The organism is Shewanella salipaludis (assembly GCF_012911865.1).
Lineage (GTDB): Bacteria > Pseudomonadota > Gammaproteobacteria > Enterobacterales > Shewanellaceae > Shewanella > Shewanella salipaludis.
This window is the reverse complement of the sequence record NZ_JAAXYH010000002.1, coordinates 456,495-473,078: the sequence shown is the minus strand read 5'-3', so window position 1 is coordinate 473,078 and position 16,584 is coordinate 456,495. Positions and strand designations below refer to the sequence as shown.

Genomic DNA, 16,584 nt, shown 5'->3' with positions numbered 1-16,584 from the left:
ATAGATAACCCAAAATTATGTCCGATCCTCGTTTTGTGCATCTGCGTGTCCACAGTGATTTTTCCATGTCCGATGGCGTCGCCAAGGTCAAGCCTATTCTTGCCAGGGCCGAAGCCCTGGGCATGGCGGCGCTGGGGCTGACGGATCAGAATAACTTCTGTGGCCTGGTGAAATTTTACAGCGGCTGCCATGGCGCCGGCATCAAGCCCATCATAGGAGCCGATTTCTGGATGCAGGTGCCGGGCTTCGAGTCCGAGCTGTGTGCCCTGACAGTGCTGGCCATGGATAACATAGGCTATCAGAACCTGACCCAGTTGATCAGTCAGGCCTATCTGCGTGGTCAGGTTGCCGGCAGGGTGGTGATAGATCAGCAGTGGTTGCAGACCTATAACGAGGGGATCCTGCTCTTGTCCGGGGCCAAGGAAGGGGATCTGGGCAAGGCGCTGCTCAAGGGCAATGGCGGACAGGTCGAGTCCCTGTGCGACTTCTACCAGACACACTTCCCCGAGCGCTACTTTCTCGAGTTGATCCGTACCGGCCGCGCCGATGAAGAGCGTTATCTGCACATGGCGGTGGCGCTCGCCGAAGAGAAGGGCCTGCCTGTGGTCGCCACCAATCAGGTGGTGTTCCTGCAGCCGGAAGACTTCGAGGCCCATGAGATCCGCGTCGCCATTCACGACGGTTTCACCCTGGCCGATCCCCGCCGCCCCAAGAAGTACAGCGAGCAGCAGTATCTGCGCAGCGAAGAGGAGATGCTGGAGTTGTTCAGCGACATACCCGCGGCCACCGCCAACAGTGTCGAAATCGCCAAGCGCTGCAACGTCACCATTCGCTTGCATGAGTATTTCCTGCCCAACTTTCCCACGGGCGACATGTCCATCGAGGACTTCCTGGTGGCTTGCTCCAGGAAGGGCCTGGAAGAGCGGCTGGAATTCCTGTTCCCCGACCCGCAAGTGCGCGCCGAGAAACGCGGCGAGTACGACGAACGCCTGGATATCGAACTCAGGGTGATCAACCAGATGGGCTTCCCGGGTTACTTCCTGATCGTGATGGAGTTCATCCAGTGGGGTAAGGACAATGGTATTCCCGTCGGCCCAGGCCGGGGCTCGGGTGCCGGTTCCTTGGTGGCTTATGCCCTCAAGATCACGGATCTGGATCCGCTGGAGTTCGACTTGCTGTTCGAACGTTTCCTCAACCCGGAGCGGGTATCCATGCCCGACTTCGACGTCGACTTCTGCATGGACAGGCGTGATGAAGTGATAGATCACGTCGCAGAGCTCTATGGCCGCGAGGCGGTATCCCAGATCATCACCTTCGGTACCATGGCGGCCAAGGCCGTTATCCGCGACGTCGGCCGGGTGCTGGGACACCCCTATGGTTTCGTCGACCGTATCTCCAAGCTGATCCCGCCCGAGCCCGGCATGACCCTGGCCAAGGCCTTCGAGGTCGAGCCGGCGCTGCAGGAGTCCTACGATGCCGATGAAGACGTCAAAGATCTCATCGACATGTGCCGCAAACTCGAAGGCGTGACCCGTAACGCCGGCAAGCACGCGGGTGGGGTGGTGATAGCCCCGACCAAGATCACCGACTTCTCGCCGCTGTACTGCGATGCCGAAGGCAACAACCCTGTGACCCAGTTCGACAAGAACGACGTGGAAACCGCCGGGCTGGTGAAGTTCGACTTCCTCGGGCTGCGAACCCTGACGATCGTCGACTGGGCGCTGGAGATGGTCAACAGCGTCGAAGAGAAGCACGGTCGGCCGCCGGTGCGCATCGAGGCGATCCCGCTGGATGATCCCGCCTCGTTCCGCCTGCTGCAACGCTACGAGACCACAGCGGTATTCCAGCTGGAATCACGCGGCATGAAAGATCTGATCAAACGGCTGCAGCCCGACTGCTTCGAAGACATGATCGCCCTGGTGGCGCTATTCCGCCCGGGGCCGCTGCAGTCCGGCATGGTGGACAACTTCATTGAGCGTAAGCATGGCCGTGAGGAAGTGTCTTACCCGGATGCCGAGTACCAGCACGAGTCGCTCAAGACGCTGCTGGAGCCCACCTACGGCATCATTCTGTACCAGGAGCAGGTGATGCAAATCGCCCAGGTGCTGGCCGGCTATACCCTGGGCGGCGCCGACATGTTGCGCCGTGCCATGGGTAAGAAGAAGCCCGAGGAGATGGCCAAGCAGCGCGGCACCTTCAAGGAGGGGGCGATCAAGAACGGCGTCGACGGCGAGCTGTCGATGAAGATCTTCGACTTGGTGGAAAAATTCGCCGGTTACGGCTTCAACAAGTCGCATTCGGCCGCCTATGCCTTGGTGTCCTACCAGACGCTGTGGCTCAAGACCCATTACCCGTCGCAGTTTATGGCGGCTGTGATGTCGGCGGATATGGACAACACAGACAAGATAGTCACCCTGGTGGACGAGTGCGAGCGCATGGGGCTGCCGCTCATTCCACCGGACGTCAACAAGGGGTTGTTTAAATTTACCGTGGATGACGACCTCAACATAGTCTACGGCATAGGTGCCATCAAGGGGGTGGGTGAGGGGCCGGTGGAGTCCATCCTCGAGGCGCGCCAGCATGGACCCTTCAGCGACTTATTCGATTTCTGCGCCCGTATCGATCTGAAGAAACTCAATAAGCGGGTGATAGAGAAGCTCATCTGCGCCGGGGCGCTCGATGCCCTGGGGCCCCACAGGGCATCCATGATGGCGACCCTGCCGGAGGCGATCCGCGCCGCGGATCAGCATGCCAAGGCCGAGGCCATAGGCCAGCACGACATGTTCGGTCTGCTCAACAGCGAGCCGGAAGACAACAAGCAGCAGTTTGTGGAATGTACCCCCTGGCCGGATAAGATCTGGCTCGAGGGCGAGCGCGAGACGCTTGGCCTGTACCTGACCGGCCACCCCATCAATCAGTACCTGAAGGAGCTGAAGCACTATACCTCCGGCAGGCTGAAGGACATACACCCGACCGAGCGCGGCAAGACGGTCAAGGCGGCGGGCCTGGTGGTGGCGACCCGGGTGATGTTGACCAAGCGTGGCTCCAAGATGGGCCTGGTGACCCTGGATGACAAGAGCGCCCGGCTGGAGATAATGCTGTTTACCGAGGCATTCGAGAAGTTCGGCCACTTGCTGGAGAAGGACAGGATCCTCATCTGTGAAGGCGAGGTGAGTGTCGATGATTTCTCCGGCGGCAACCGCATGACGGCGCGCAACATCATAGACATAGGTGAGGCCCGCAGTCATTTCGCCAGCGCGGTGGAAATAGATCTCGATGCCGACGCCATCTCGCCCCAGTGGCTGGACAGTTTCGAGCAGACCCTGACCCCCTGGCGTCACGGTGCCGTGCCCGTGTTGCTCAACTATGCTCAGCAGGCGGCCAAGGGGCAGTTCAGGCTGGGGGATGACTGGCGGGTCAATCCCACGGATGAGCTCATGTTGGCGCTCGAGTCCCTGCTGGGTTCGGACAAGGTCAGGATCTTATTCTAGGCGCTTATCCCTGCCACTTTGGCTCATGAGTGCCGGCTGGGACGACAACCGAGGTATACATAAAGATGATCGACGTGGCGGGGCGTATCGAGGCGCAATTGCAGACCCTGAGTCTGCCGGCGACGGCTAAGTTAGTGCTGGCTTACAGCGGGGGCGTCGACTCTGAAGTGTTGGCCCATGGCCTGAGCCTGTATGCCAAGCGCCATCCGCAGCGGCAGGTGTTATTGGTGCATGTGCATCATGGCTTGAGTGCCAACGCCGAGGCCTGGACCCGGCATTGTCAGGCCAGCGCCGACGCCTATGGCCTGACACTCAAGGTGCAGAGGGTCAAGGTGCGCCAGGGCCCGAGATTGAGCCTGGAGGCCGAGGCCCGCTCTGCCCGCTATCTGGCCATCCTTGCCCTGATGCAAACGGGCGATCTGCTCCTGACGGCCCACCATGAAGACGATCAGCTGGAAACCATACTGTTGGCGCTCAAGCGCGGCCAGGGGCCCAAGGGCCTGGCGGCCATGGGCGCGCGGCAGCCATTGGATGGCGACAAGTGGCAGCTGCGGCCGCTGCTGGATGTCAGCCGCGAGCAGATCGAAGCCTATGCCCAGAGGCATCATCTTGCGCACATTGAGGATGAGAGCAATGCCGACGATAAGTTCGATCGTAACTTCTTGCGGCTGGAGATCATTCCCAGATTGAAGGCACGCTGGGGGGCGATTGCCAGCACGGCCAGTCGCAGTGCCGCCCTCTGCGCCGAGCAGCAGGCCGTAATCGACGAAGAGGTGAGCAAGCGCTTACCCGAGTGGATAGATGAAGCCGTGCCTCATGGGGGTTCGGCACTGAGGCTAAGGGGATTCGAGTCTTTATCCCCCGCCTGGCAGGCGCTGCTGCTGCGGGGCTATATCGACAGACTCGGGCTCAAGCCGCCGTCTCAGTTGCAATTGGAGCAGATCCGCCGTCAGCTGCTGCATGCCAGGGAAGATGCCAGGGTCGAGATCCGGGTCTCGGGTCTGGTGGTACGACGCTTTCAAACCCAGGCCTACATCAGTGCCGCCACCGAGGAGGCGCCGGCCAGCCAAAGGGCGTTAACGTCGGCCGAGATGGCAGAACTGCTGGCCGGCAAGACGCTGCAGCTGCCCCTGGCCAACGCCTGTGGGCTGCGTCTATGCCTGACAGACACAGGGCCCAGGTTGAGATTGCCCGCGGCGGGGGAGCCTGTGACTGTCAGGTTCAATCAGGGGGGGAGTTTACGCTGTCATCCGCAGCAGAGGGCCAAAGGGCGCGAGCTGAAGAAGTTGTGGCAGGAATTCGGTATTCCCCCCTGGAAGCGCGCCGGCTGGCCTTTGCTCTTCTATGGCGACAAGCCGGTTGCGGCCGTCGGCCTCTGGCTGGAAAAATCGGCCGTCTGCGCTGCCGATGAGTCCGGACTCTCCTGTGTACTGGAGGATGGCCCTCTCTAGGCCGTCAATTCGGGGGAGTGCGAGCGGCGTTCAGGCACTGATCCTCTCTTCATCATAGTCGGTCATGCTGATCCGGTAACAGTTCCTGCCGGCGGCCTTGGCCTGGTATAGCGCCCTGTCGGCCAATTCATAGAGCTGATGATGCTCCTGTTCCTCGGCCAATTGGGCGACCCCCAGACTGGCCCTCACCTCGAAACGCATCAACAGCGGCTGTTGGAGCATCTTACTTATGATGCGTTCACACAAGATGGCGGCGGCATGGGCATCGCCCTGTACCAGCACCACGAATTCATCCCCGCCGATACGAAATGCCTGATCTGTGTTACGGATGGACTCATTGAGCAATTCGCCAAAGACCTTGAGTATGCTGTCACCACAGGCATGACCGAAACAATCGTTGAGTTGCTTGAAGTTATCCAGATCCAGGATCACCAGTGAAACCTGCCCCAAGTTGCGTTGGCTGCGGGCGACGGCCGTCTTCACACTCTCTTGGTAATAGTGACGGTTTCCCAGCCCTGTGAGCGAGTCGAACATGGCCTGGGTGGACATGGCCTGGTATTGCACCGCATTGAGCAGAGGTTGCAGCAGCAGGGCCTCGATGTCCTGCAGCAAGGCCAGCTGTTGCTGGGTCAGCAGGCTCTGTAGCTTGTAATTCAGGCTGAGGGCGCGATCGCCATAATCCAGGTAGCGGCTCATGCTGATGCCATGGGGACTGCCCCAGCTGAATTCCTGCTGGGCAAGCGACAAGTCCACGCCCATGACCGGCAAGTGTTGTCCCAGCACATTGCCGTAACAGGCAAAAACTGTCCTGGGATCTAAACTCATATGCAGCCCTTGTATGACTTGCACCAGATCTATCATGGGCTTGTCATTGGCGGCCAAAGTTGGCCGATAGCGGTATTCATTCGGGAATAGCTCGGTCGTCAGGCCAAAATCCATAGCTTGCTCCAGCGGGGAGGTTGATAATAGTTAATAAATAAGCAAAGAACATGCCGAATATCTTTTTAATTAAATTTGTCTTTATTTGTCATTCAGTTAATCTTGTAGTTACCCTTAACGCTATACCTATGTCAGTATATTGACTGGGGGCTTAGACGGCGCATGGAACACAGTTTTCTCATTCAGATCTTACTGATGCTGGTCATCGCCATCGTCAGCATCGCCCTGTTGCGGCGTCTGGGGTTGCCGGCGATTCTGGCCTATCTCCTGACCGGGGTCGTCAGTGGCCCGAGCGGCTTTCATTGGTTCAGCCAGCAGCAGATGCAGTCGGTGGCCGAGCTGGGGGTGGTGTTACTCATGTTTACCCTGGGGCTGGAATTCTCCGTGCCCAGGCTCTGGGCCATGCGGCGCACCGTTTTCGGCCTGGGTTTCGCCCAGGTGGCCATCACGACCATACTGAGCATGGCCGTCGCCTGGTTGTGCTCCCGCACCCTGGCCGAAGCGCTGATCATAGGCTCGGCCGTCGCCTTATCTTCGACGGCTATCGTGCTTAAGCTGCTCAATGAACAGAGTTGGCTGAGGCGACGTCATGGTGAACTTTCCGTCAGTGTGTTGCTGTTTCAGGACCTGGCCGTGGTGCCCCTGCTGATCTTGCTGCCCCTGTTGGCCGCCGATGGCGAATCTCTGGATTTTATCCCCATACTGCTGGCACTGGTGAAAGGCATACTGGCCTTCATCGTCTTGATGGCGTTCGGCAAATGGGCCTTGCCCAGGGTATTCGATGAGGTCGCCCGCTCCCGCTCCAATGAGCTGTTCGTGCTGTCGACCTTGGTGGTGGCCCTGTTGACCGGGGTCCTGACGCAGTGGCTGGGACTGTCCATGGCGTTGGGGGCCTTCATGGCGGGGATGTTATTGGGGGAGAGCCAGTATCGTCGTCAGCTGGAGGCGGACATACGGCCGTTTCGGGATCTGCTGATGGGGCTATTTTTCATTTCCATCGGCATGCTGTTGGATTTCGGTTTGGTGCTGCATTACTGGTGGCAGATACTCCTGATCCTGTCGGCGGTTATCCTGGGTAAGACGGCGATCGTCTATGGCTTGCTGCGTTTGATCGGCGAACCCGTCCGGATAGCGCTGAGCACGGGCATGACGCTGGCCCAGGTGGGGGAATTCAGTTTCGTGGCCCTGGCGCTGGCGGTCAATTACCAACTCCTGGATAAGGAGGTCAGCACCATATTCGTGATGGTGGCCGTCTTATCCATGTCGCTCGCTCCCTGGTTGGTGCGCCACAGCGTGAGCATTGGCCGCTGGGCCCAGGGGCTCGGCCCCAAGGTGGTGATGGAAAAGCCGGATGACGCCATGCAAGATGTCAAAGAGCTGGTGCTTATCCTGGGTTATGGCCGGGTCGGCCAGACCATAGCCAGGTTCCTCAAGACGGAGGCCGTGCCCTATAGGGTGCTGGATCTCGACCCCACCCGGGTCTCTGAGGCGCGGCGTGGCGGCGAGCCGGTCTATTTTGGTGATGCCTGTAAGCGCAGCATCCTAAAGCAATCCGGGGTACGGCAGGCGAAGATGGTGGTGGTGACTTTCTACGACTCCAGAAGCCTGGAAGAAGTCTTGCCGCTCTGCAAGACTCTGGCGCCTGAGGCCAAGATCTTGGTGCGTACCCGTGACAGCGTTGGCCTGGAGGAGTTGGAGAAGGCCGGTGCCAGCCAAGTGATCCCCGAGTCCCTCGAAGGCAGCCTGATGTTGGTGTCCCAGGTGTTGTACCAATGCGGGGTGCCGCTGGCGCGGATCCTGAAACGGCTCGAGTTTGAGCGGCGCAATCATTATCAATATTTGCATGGCTTCTTTTCCGGCACTGAGACCGACTTCACCCTGGAGTTGCTGCATGCGGTCGCCTTGCCCAGGGAAGCCAATGCTGTCGGCAAGTGTCTGGCCGATATCCCCTGGGATAAACTCAAGGTGGAGCTCAGGGCGGTGCGGCGCGGCGGCGCGGAAGTGGATCACCCGGATGCCAGTTGGTTGATCCAGGCCGGTGATATCTTGTTATTGGTGGGGAAACCCAGAAGGGTAGAAAAAGCCGAAGAGTATCTGCTGCAGGGCTGAGGACTCTAGAGCGGTAACATATGACTAAAAGCTAAATTACGCCCATAAAAAATGCCAGCATAAGCTGGCATTTTTCTGCGAGTGTAATTCTAATTACAGAACAGTAACGTTCGCAGCTTGTGGGCCTTTTTGGCCTTGCTCTACGTCAAAAGAAACCTTTTGACCTTCGGCTAAGGTTTTGAAACCATCCGAAACGATAGCGCGGAAATGAACGAATGCGTCGGCGCCGCCATTGTCAGGAGAAATGAAACCGAAACCTTTATCTTCGTTAAACCATTTAACTACACCAGTAGTTTTAGACATGAATGTCTCCAAAATTTTCAATCAAATAATTCGCAATTATGCGGGATACAGCCAGAAATAGAATTATTTATGTTGATGATAAGTTATGAGTGGAAAGCTTCATGACGGCAAACAAAATACACGGTGCAGCGAAGGTTTTCAAAAACATAATATTGCTTATAAATAGGTCTGAATCACAGGCCGGGGTCCAGATTAACACAGTTCACTTTTTTGTATAGCTTTATTTTCTGTTTTCGCTGTGGGGCTGGGGCGTTTTTTGTTGGAAATGTCGGCTATTTATCCCCAAGGCCCTGGTTTTTCTCGTGAATGCCTGCCTGGACCCAGGAAAAATGATCTTGGCCCATCTTGCGAGGCAGGGCGCTGCCAACCGTCTGCATGCAGGATCACGGGTCTCAAGCATGCCATGGCCTCAGCTCCTGTTGTGTTGCCGGTTGTCGGTTTTGATCTTTTAATCCTGTCCCGGGCTCGAACTCTGACTATTGTTGCTTTGGGGCCATTTCTTTGAGGCCATGGCTGCTTCTTTGGTGCCATGGCTGGAGGCGAGCATGGGTGAATACGAATGCAACCGGCCGGCAAGGCTTTTCAGCCATGCGCCCTTGGCTTAGTATCTTTTGATCAATATATGACGAATATGTTATTAATTCCCGTCCGGCAAGATGGCATAATGCAATGACGCCTCAATATTTCAAGGAATTAAGCTGTGACATCAGAGATACTTTCGCGGGAACAGTTGGACCAGGTTGCCGCTATCGCGTTGCAGGCCGGAGAGGCCATACTCAGAGTCTATGGGCAGACAGAGGTGCAAGTGGCGCATAAGGCGGATGCTAGCCCTGTGACCGCGGCCGATATTGCCAGTCATGAGTCGATAGTCGCGGCTCTGACGCGCCAGTTCCCGCAATATCCTGTGATGTCGGAAGAAGCGGCGGATATTCCATGGGAGGTTCGTCGCCATTGGTCGACTTATTGGCTGATAGATCCCCTGGATGGCACCAAGGAGTTTCTCAAGCGTAATGGCGAGTTTACCGTCAACATCGCCTTGATCCATCAAGGCCGCGCCATTGCCGGGGTGGTGTATGCGCCCGTGCTCGACAAGTGTTATCTGGGTTCATTGGCAAGCGGTGCCTGGTTAGTGCATCAAGGCGAGACGATACGCCTGGATGGCGCAGGCAAGACAGATGCCGTTCGGCCCGAGCCGATAGTCGTCGGCAGCCGCTCCCACGCCAGCCCCGGACTTGCGGCCTATCTCGAGGCGCTGGGCGCCCATAGCTTGCTCAGTGTCGGCAGTTCGCTCAAGTTTTGTCTGCTGGCAGAAGGGGCGGCGGATATTTATCCCAGGCTGGGGCCCACCAGCGAATGGGATACGGCCGCTGCCCAAGCCGTGCTGGAGGCCGCCGGGGGCAGGGTGACTCGCTACGGCACAGACGAGCCATTGAAATATAACCAGAAGGCAGAGATTTTAAACCCCTACTTTATTGCGACAGCGCCGGGCTGGGCAAAATAACATTCACGCTCGGCAGGCCGATATGCCTGGGACCGAGTTTACACTGATAAGCGGAGAGTGACTGATGATGCGCATGGGCGTCGATCTGGGTGGAACAAAAATAGAACTGGTGGCCTTGTGTGATGAGGGACGTGAGCTGTACCGTAAGCGCGTCCCCACTCCCAGAGAATACCAGGCGACCTTGGATGCAGTTACCACCCTGGTGTTGGATGCCGAGGCCAGTCTCGGGATCACAGGTACGGTCGGGGTCGGCATCCCTGGCGTGGTGTCCCCCTTTTCCGGTCTGGTGAAAAATGCCAATTCCACCTGGATAAACGGTCATCCGCTGGACTTGGATCTCGGTGCCAGACTGAACCGTGAGGTGCGGGTTGCCAACGATGCCAATTGCTTCGCGGTATCGGAAGCCGTCGATGGCGCCGCCGCGGGTAAAGGCGTGGTGTTTGGCGTGATCATAGGCACGGGTTGCGGCGCCGGCATCGCCATCAACGGCAAGGTTCATGGCGGCGGCAACGGCATAGGCGGTGAATGGGGCCATAATCCCCTGCCTTGGATGACGGCAGCGGAATTCAACAGCACCAGCTGTTTCTGTGGCAATAAGGATTGCATCGAGACCTTCATCTCAGGCACCGGCTTCGTACGAGATTACAATGCCGCCACGGGCCAGGCCTTGACCTCGGGCGCCGATATCATGGCCCTGGCCGCCACGGGCGATGCCGCTGCCAACCAGGCGTTTGAGCGCTATATGGACAGGCTGGCCCGCTCCCTTGCACATGTGATCAACATGCTGGATCCCGATGCCATAGTGCTGGGTGGCGGCATGTCGAATATCGATGCCATCTACCCCAGACTACCGGATCTCCTGTCCAAGTATGTCTTGGGCGGCGAGTGTCGCACCCCAGTGGTACAGAACCTCTACGGTTGTTCCTCCGGGGTACGGGGGGCGGCCTGGTTGTGGCAGAAGGCCTGATGCCGGACCCCGGCGCCGTAAGCTAGGGACAGAGTCTGGCTTCATTCGCCGTTAGCCGGATGAAGCCGGGGGCGTTTCCATGCTAGCATGGCGCACTCGCACGTCCCGGGCTCACGGCTTTGGCCCGAGACGTGCCTCAGTCTTTATCCGTACTCTCGAGGATGCCTATGTTCTGGGTTAAGAAACTTCTGTCACAGCTGGCGATGCCGGTTCCCTTCGTTTGTCTGCTGCTCCTGCTCGTATTCCTCTTCTGGCGACATCGCCGCCTCGCCCGTCCTCTGTCGTTGCTGGCGCTGACACTCCTGGTGCTGCTTAGCAGCGTCTGGGGCAGCAATCTGCTGCTCAGACCGCTGGAATCCAGTTATGGCGTCAACAACCAGGCCATAACTGGGGCTTGCCTGGTGATGGTGTTGGGCTCAGGCCATGACGACAGCCTGGCCGGCAGTGCGACACAGCAATTGTCTCCCGTCGCCCTGGCAAGGCTCACCGAGGGGCTGCGGCAGTTGACGTTGGGGCAGGATTGCAAACTCATGGTCAGTGGCTGGAATGGTGAGACGAACAGTCGCTCCCATGCCAGGGTGATGGCCGATGCGGCCATGGAACTCGGGGTTGCCGAAGATAAGATACTGCTGTTGCCGCTCGCCAGAGACACGATAGAAGAAGCCGAATATGCCAAGTTTCAGATAGCCGATGCCCCCTTCCGTTTGGTCACGTCTGCGACTCACATGCCGAGAAGCATGCAAATTTTTACCGCCCAGGGGTTGCAGCCTGAGGCGGCGCCGACGGATTTTCTCGCCAGGGAGGATTATTGGTGGCGACTCGATGCCAGGCAGCTGTTGGCCAGCCAGCGCGCCATTCACGAGTATCTGGGGCAGTTGTGGTTCAGGCTCAAACAGGAGCAAGACCAGAGTGAAGTGTGAAAGCGATATCTTTGCCGTGCGGCCCTTTTCCAAACGCAATGGCCTGACCCTGTCTGTGGGGGGCGGCGTCAGCCTGTTGCTGGGGCTGAGCTTGCTGCTGGTCTACCCTGGCTTGTTTGCCGCCGGGTTACTCCTGTTTTCTCTGGGGGCCGTCGGCTTGTTGTTGGGGCTGGCCAAGCTCTACGAACCCGAGACCAGCATGGAGCTCACGCCCTCAGGGCTGAATTACTATCACAGGCGCGGCAGCGTGTTCGTGGCCTGGGACAACATCCACAGGGTCGATGTTCCCAGGTTAACCCAGGGCATGGAGTTGATAGAACTGCCCTATGTCGGCATAAAACTGAAGCGACTCAATCCCGTGTTGGATAACATCTCCCCCAGATTGGCCACAGGTTTACTGACGGAGCAGCGGCCGCTGTTGATGACGGCGGCCACCCAGGATGAAGATCTGCAGTCCTTGGAGCATTATCTCGGTGCCGAATTTACCCCGCTGCTTGTCGAGGGTGACAGATACCGCGGGGTGCTGGCGATGTTTGGCCATAGATGCCAGACCTTGAATGCGCATCTTGGCTACCACTTGTATATTCCCAAAGACAGCTTGGACCGCGATAGCGCAGAGTTCGTGCGCTTGCTGCGCCAAAGGATCGCCGCCTTCAGTCCGGCTGCGCCTGGCAAGCCTTAGGCCGTCGCTGTCAGGCGCCGGCGGCCTCGGCAAAGTCGCAATCTTGCCCGCCCTCAGTGACGCCTGCCGCCTTGGGGGCCGAGTCGAGTAGCATCAGCTGCTCTTTTACCCTGGTGCCTATGAATTGCCCGCCGTCGTAAATTTCCATGCTGGTGCAGCTAATCTCGCCTTCCAGGGTGCCACTGCCTGTGATGATGAGCTTGTCACATGCCAACTTGCCGTTGAAAAAACCCGACACCTTCAGCTCGTGACACTTGACTTCGCCCTGGATGCAGCCATTGAGTTCTATGGTGATATTTGCCTCTGAATAGACACTGCCATTGAGCTCGCCGCCGATCAAGGCATCGCCGCTGAACTCTGTCATGCCTGTCAGTTTAGTGCCTTGGGCGATGAAGGTGAGGGCCGCAGTTGGCTTCTTTTTTTTGAACATAGTCTGGTCTTGTTAAGCAAAGATGAGACGAATGTTAACCGGATTTTTTCGCTAACAAAACCACAAATATTTGGCGCCTGGCCGCCAGATATTTGGCTGCCGGCGCCGGCATGGGTTAGTGTTTGTAACCATTGGGGTTTGACGATTGCCAGTGCCAACTGCTGCTGACCATGTCTTCCAGGCTATGGCTCGCCTGCCACTGCAAATCCTCTCTGGCGAGGGTAGGATCCGCGTAGCAGGCGGCGATATCACCGGGACGGCGCTCGACTATCTTGTAGTTTATTGGCTTGCCACAGACCTTCTCGAAGGCCTGGAGCATCTCCAGTACGCTGTAACCCTGACCGGTTCCCAGATTGTAAGTCACGAGTCCTGGGTTGCCGGCGAGTTTAGCCAAGGCCTCCAGATGGCCCCGGGCCAAGTCGACCACATGGATATAGTCCCTGACTCCTGTACCGTCTGGGGTCGGATAATCGCCGCCGAACACGCTGAGCAGCTCGCGCTTGCCTATCGCCACCTGGGCGATGAAGGGCATCAGATTGTTGGGGATATCGTTGGGATCTTCGCCAATCAGGCCACTGGCGTGAGCCCCGACCGGGTTGAAATAACGCAGGCAGGCAATATTCCAGCTGGCATCGGCCTCGGCCAGATCCGCCAGTATCTGCTCGACCATCAACTTGGAGCGACCATAGGGATTGGTGGCGCCGGTCGGGAAATCCTCTGTGATGGGCAAGCTGGCGGGATCGCCATAAACGGTCGCCGAAGAACTGAATACCAGCTTCTTGACCCCGAATTCGGCCATCACCTGACATAGCTCCAGGGTGCCTGTGACATTGTTCTCGTAATACTTGAGCGGCTTGGCGACGGACTCGCCGACGGCTTTCAAGCCGGCAAAGTGAATGACGGCTTCTATCTGATTGTCGCGAAAGACTTTCTGTAACAGGGCCTTGTTGAGTATGTCACCCTGGTAGAAAGTCGGGCTCTTGCCGGTTATCTGCTCCACCCGCGCCAGGGCTTCGACACAGGAATTGGACAGATTGTCCAACACTATGACCTCATGGCCCGCGTTCAGCAGCTCGACCAGAGTATGACTGCCGATATAACCCGCGCCGCCTGTAACTAAAATACCCATTATTTCAATCCTTTGACTAGTTCTTTAAGGTAAATCCCAAGCTCTTCGCCTATCTCTTGATGACGCAGCGCATGTTCTATATTGGCTCTCATGTAGCCCTGCTTATTGCCGCAGTCATGACTCTTGCCCTGCATATAATAGGCGTTGACCTGTTCCTGTTCCATCAGCATGGCGATGGCATCCGTCAGTTGGATCTCATCGCCGGCACCGGCAGGGGTCTTGGCCAGCAGGGGCCAGATGCTGGCCGGCAGCACATAGCGGCCGACGACGGCCAGGTTCGACGGCGCTTCGTCGATCGCCGGCTTCTCGACCAGCTCGATTAGCGGTTCGGACTCACCGGGCTTGAGATCATGGCCATTGACATCGGCTATGCCGTATTGGTCTACCAGCTGATGGGGCACGCCTTCGACCATGATTTGGCCGACATTGGTGTCGTTGAAGCGCTGCACCATGGAAGCTAGGTTATCCCATTGCAGATCGCAGCTGGCTTCATCGATCAATACGTCCGGCAGCAGCACGGCGAAGGGGGCATCGCCCACTACCGAGCGGGCACAGAGGATGGCGTGCCCCAGGCCCTTGGCCTGTGATTGACGTACGCTGATGATGGTCACATCTTTAGGGCAGATAGACTGCACCGCATCCAGTAGCTGGCGCTTGACCCTGCGTTCCAGCTGGGCCTCGAGCTCGAAGCTGGTGTCGAAATGGTTTTCGATGGAATTCTTACTGGCGTGGGTTACCAGCACTATTTCCTTGATCCCGGCGGCGATGGCTTCGCTGACCACGTATTGGATCAAAGGCTTATCCACCACGGGCAGCATCTCCTTGGGGATGGCCTTGGTGGCGGGCAACATGCGGGTCCCCAGACCGGCAACCGGAATGACGGCTTTGCGTATGTTATCTTGTTTCATTCTTTCCCTTAAGGCTTAACCCAGAATGTGAATGGCGGTTATTGTAAAGGAGCTGGGCTGAAAAGCCATTTCCAAAGGTTAAATTTTAGCTATTCGGACAAGATTTTTCGCCTGGGCAACGAACCTGGGATCTCCCTCTGTCAACAAATGCCGCCACTGTTGCTGCTCGGAAAACGCCCATGTCTCTGGCTGTTGGCGTGTATGTCAGTATTAGTTTACGTTTGTCGCCGCTTTAGGAACCGACAATATCGGCAGGGGGAGTTAACAAAAATCTAACCTTGGAACACTATGAGGGTATTGCAGTAGAGTGAAGTGAATATGATGAATAAAGGTACTCCTTACCTGGCGCGGCAGGCCGACGCCACAGGCTTTATCCAGTATCCCCAGGAAGAGCACGACATCTGGGGCCAGTTGTATGCGCGTCAGGCAGTTAATTTACCGGGACGCGCCTGTGATGAATATATTCAGGGGCTGGACGCCCTGGCCATGCCAACCGACAGGATCCCGCAGCTGGCCGAGATAGATAGAGTGCTGCTGGAAACCACTGGTTGGAAGACGGCGGCGGTGCCGGCACTGATCTCCTTCGGGCGTTTCTTCGAATTGTTGGCCAACAAAGAGTTTCCCGTGGCGACCTTCATTCGCCGTAAGGAAGAATTTGATTACCTGCAGGAGCCGGATATTTTCCATGAGATATTTGGTCATTGCCCGCTGCTGACCAACCCGGCTTTCGCCAATTTTTCCCATATGTACGGCAAATTGGGCCTGGCCGCCAGCAAGGAAGAAAGGGTATTCCTGGCTCGTCTCTATTGGTTCACCATAGAATTTGGCCTGGTGCAGGCCAAGAATGAACCTCTGCGTATCTATGGTGGCGGTATCCTGAGCTCGCCGGGGGAAACCTTGTACGCCCTGAGCGATGTGCCCGAGCGTAAGCCGTTTGAGCTTATCGATGTGCTGCGTACCCCTTATCGAATCGATATCATGCAGCCGGTGTATTATGTCATAGAGCACATAGATTTCCTCGATGAGATCGCCAGGATGGACATCATGGCAGCGGTGCAAGAAGCACGTAAACTTGGGCTGTTTGCCCCCAAGTTTGAGCCTAAATCCAAGGCCAGCTAACGATCAGAACAATCAGATAGGCTATTGGCCGAAGCGAATAATAAAGACAGTAGGAGTTGTGATGACAGTATTATCCGAGATGAAATGTGAAGCCTGCCAGGCGGATGCCCCCAAGGTCACAGATCAGGAATTGGCCGAGTTGGTGCGCATGATCCCCGACTGGGGAGTGGAAGTGCGTGACGGCATAATGCAGCTCGAACGTGTGTACAAGTTCAAGAATTTCAAACTCGCCATGGCTTTCACCAATAAGCTGGCGGATCTGGCGGAAGCCGAGTTTCACCATCCCGGGATCCTGACCGAATGGGGCAAGGTGACTGTGACTTGGTGGTCTCATTCCATCAAGGGGCTGCATAAGAACGACTTCATCATGGCCGCCAAGACGGACCAGTTGCTCGATTAACACATTTCAAATATTGATCAGTGCCTTACATCATGTTTGGCACTGATATTATTCCCTTGTTACAAATCTGCTGTAAACTTCACTTGCCACATCTGAGATAACCTTCTAACGTATAGGCGCATTTTCATCGGCCGCTGTCAGCCCTACGAGCTGGACTCTTAAATGCCACTATGGGCGTTCATAGTGAGAGAACTCGGCGTGTTTATCCCATAAATCGAATCTAAAAACAGGGAAC

14 protein-coding genes are annotated in these 16,584 nt (G+C 57.1%); 9 read left to right on the top strand and 5 right to left on the bottom strand.

What is annotated here, in order from left to right:
• The first annotated feature begins 17 nt into the window (after positions 1-17).
• Entirely contained in the window at positions 18-3,491 is a 3,474-nt protein-coding gene (gene dnaE, locus HC757_RS05135) for a DNA polymerase III subunit alpha (protein ID WP_169563220.1), read from the top strand.
• Positions 3,492-3,556: 65 nt separating this feature from the next.
• The gene (tilS, locus tag HC757_RS05130) at positions 3,557-4,942 is read left to right on the top strand and encodes a tRNA lysidine(34) synthetase TilS (RefSeq protein WP_169563219.1); all 1,386 of its coding nucleotides are present in this window, start codon (positions 3,557-3,559) and stop codon (positions 4,940-4,942) included.
• A 30-nt stretch (positions 4,943-4,972) separates the two neighbouring features.
• Here tilS and dgcS read toward each other — a convergent pair whose 3' ends face one another.
• Positions 4,973-5,881 carry a diguanylate cyclase DgcS gene (dgcS, locus tag HC757_RS05125; RefSeq protein WP_169563218.1) on the bottom strand — a complete coding sequence of 303 codons (909 nt, stop codon included), beginning with the start codon at positions 5,879-5,881 and terminating at the stop codon, positions 4,973-4,975.
• 162 nt (positions 5,882-6,043) lie between these two features.
• On the opposite strand from dgcS, the gene HC757_RS05120 reads away from it, so the two are divergent.
• Positions 6,044-7,990, top strand: coding sequence for a monovalent cation:proton antiporter family protein (locus HC757_RS05120; RefSeq protein WP_169563217.1), 1,947 nt, complete (start codon positions 6,044-6,046; stop codon positions 7,988-7,990).
• A gap of 93 nt (positions 7,991-8,083) precedes the next feature.
• Here the strand turns inward: HC757_RS05120 and cspE are convergent, their stop codons facing one another.
• Positions 8,084-8,293: a transcription antiterminator/RNA stability regulator CspE gene (gene cspE, locus HC757_RS05115; protein WP_169563216.1), complete on the bottom strand. Its 210-nt coding sequence runs from the start codon at positions 8,291-8,293 to the stop codon at positions 8,084-8,086.
• 700 nt (positions 8,294-8,993) lie between these two features.
• On the opposite strand from cspE, the gene cysQ reads away from it, so the two are divergent.
• The 4 genes from cysQ (at position 8,994) to HC757_RS05095 (ending at position 12,363) form a co-directional block, all read left to right on the top strand.
• The gene (gene cysQ / locus HC757_RS05110; protein ID WP_169563215.1) at positions 8,994-9,794 is read left to right on the top strand and encodes a 3'(2'),5'-bisphosphate nucleotidase CysQ; all 801 of its coding nucleotides are present in this window, start codon (positions 8,994-8,996) and stop codon (positions 9,792-9,794) included.
• 64 nt (positions 9,795-9,858) lie between these two features.
• Complete coding sequence (mak, locus tag HC757_RS05105; RefSeq protein WP_169563214.1) at positions 9,859-10,761, top strand: fructokinase; 903 nt, start codon at positions 9,859-9,861, stop codon at positions 10,759-10,761.
• A 167-nt stretch (positions 10,762-10,928) separates the two neighbouring features.
• The gene (locus HC757_RS05100; RefSeq protein WP_169563213.1) at positions 10,929-11,681 is read left to right on the top strand and encodes a YdcF family protein; all 753 of its coding nucleotides are present in this window, start codon (positions 10,929-10,931) and stop codon (positions 11,679-11,681) included.
• Complete coding sequence (locus HC757_RS05095) at positions 11,671-12,363, top strand: DUF2982 domain-containing protein (RefSeq protein ID WP_169563212.1); 693 nt, start codon at positions 11,671-11,673, stop codon at positions 12,361-12,363. Before HC757_RS05100 ends, HC757_RS05095 begins: the two co-directional genes overlap by 11 nt.
• Positions 12,364-12,373: 10 nt before the next feature.
• Here the strand turns inward: HC757_RS05095 and HC757_RS05090 are convergent, their stop codons facing one another.
• The 3 genes from HC757_RS05090 to galU form a co-directional block, all read right to left on the bottom strand.
• Entirely contained in the window at positions 12,374-12,793 is a 420-nt protein-coding gene (locus tag HC757_RS05090) for a bactofilin family protein (RefSeq protein WP_169563211.1), read from the bottom strand.
• Positions 12,794-12,908: 115 nt separating this feature from the next.
• Positions 12,909-13,922 carry a UDP-glucose 4-epimerase GalE gene (galE, locus tag HC757_RS05085; RefSeq protein ID WP_169563210.1) on the bottom strand — a complete coding sequence of 338 codons (1,014 nt, stop codon included), beginning with the start codon at positions 13,920-13,922 and terminating at the stop codon, positions 12,909-12,911.
• Entirely contained in the window at positions 13,922-14,830 is a 909-nt protein-coding gene (galU, locus tag HC757_RS05080; RefSeq protein WP_169563209.1) for a UTP--glucose-1-phosphate uridylyltransferase GalU, read from the bottom strand. The genes galE and galU overlap by 1 nt, the downstream gene beginning before the upstream one ends.
• Positions 14,831-15,151: 321 nt before the next feature.
• Here galU and phhA point away from each other — a divergent pair, with 321 nt between their 5' ends.
• A complete protein-coding gene (gene phhA, locus HC757_RS05075; protein WP_169563342.1) occupies positions 15,152-15,949 on the top strand; it encodes a phenylalanine 4-monooxygenase in 798 nt (265 codons plus the stop codon).
• A gap of 61 nt (positions 15,950-16,010) precedes the next feature.
• Positions 16,011-16,349 (top strand): 4a-hydroxytetrahydrobiopterin dehydratase, encoded by a 339-nt coding sequence (locus HC757_RS05070; protein WP_169563208.1) that lies wholly within the window; start codon positions 16,011-16,013, stop codon positions 16,347-16,349.
• Positions 16,350-16,584 lie beyond the last annotated feature (235 nt).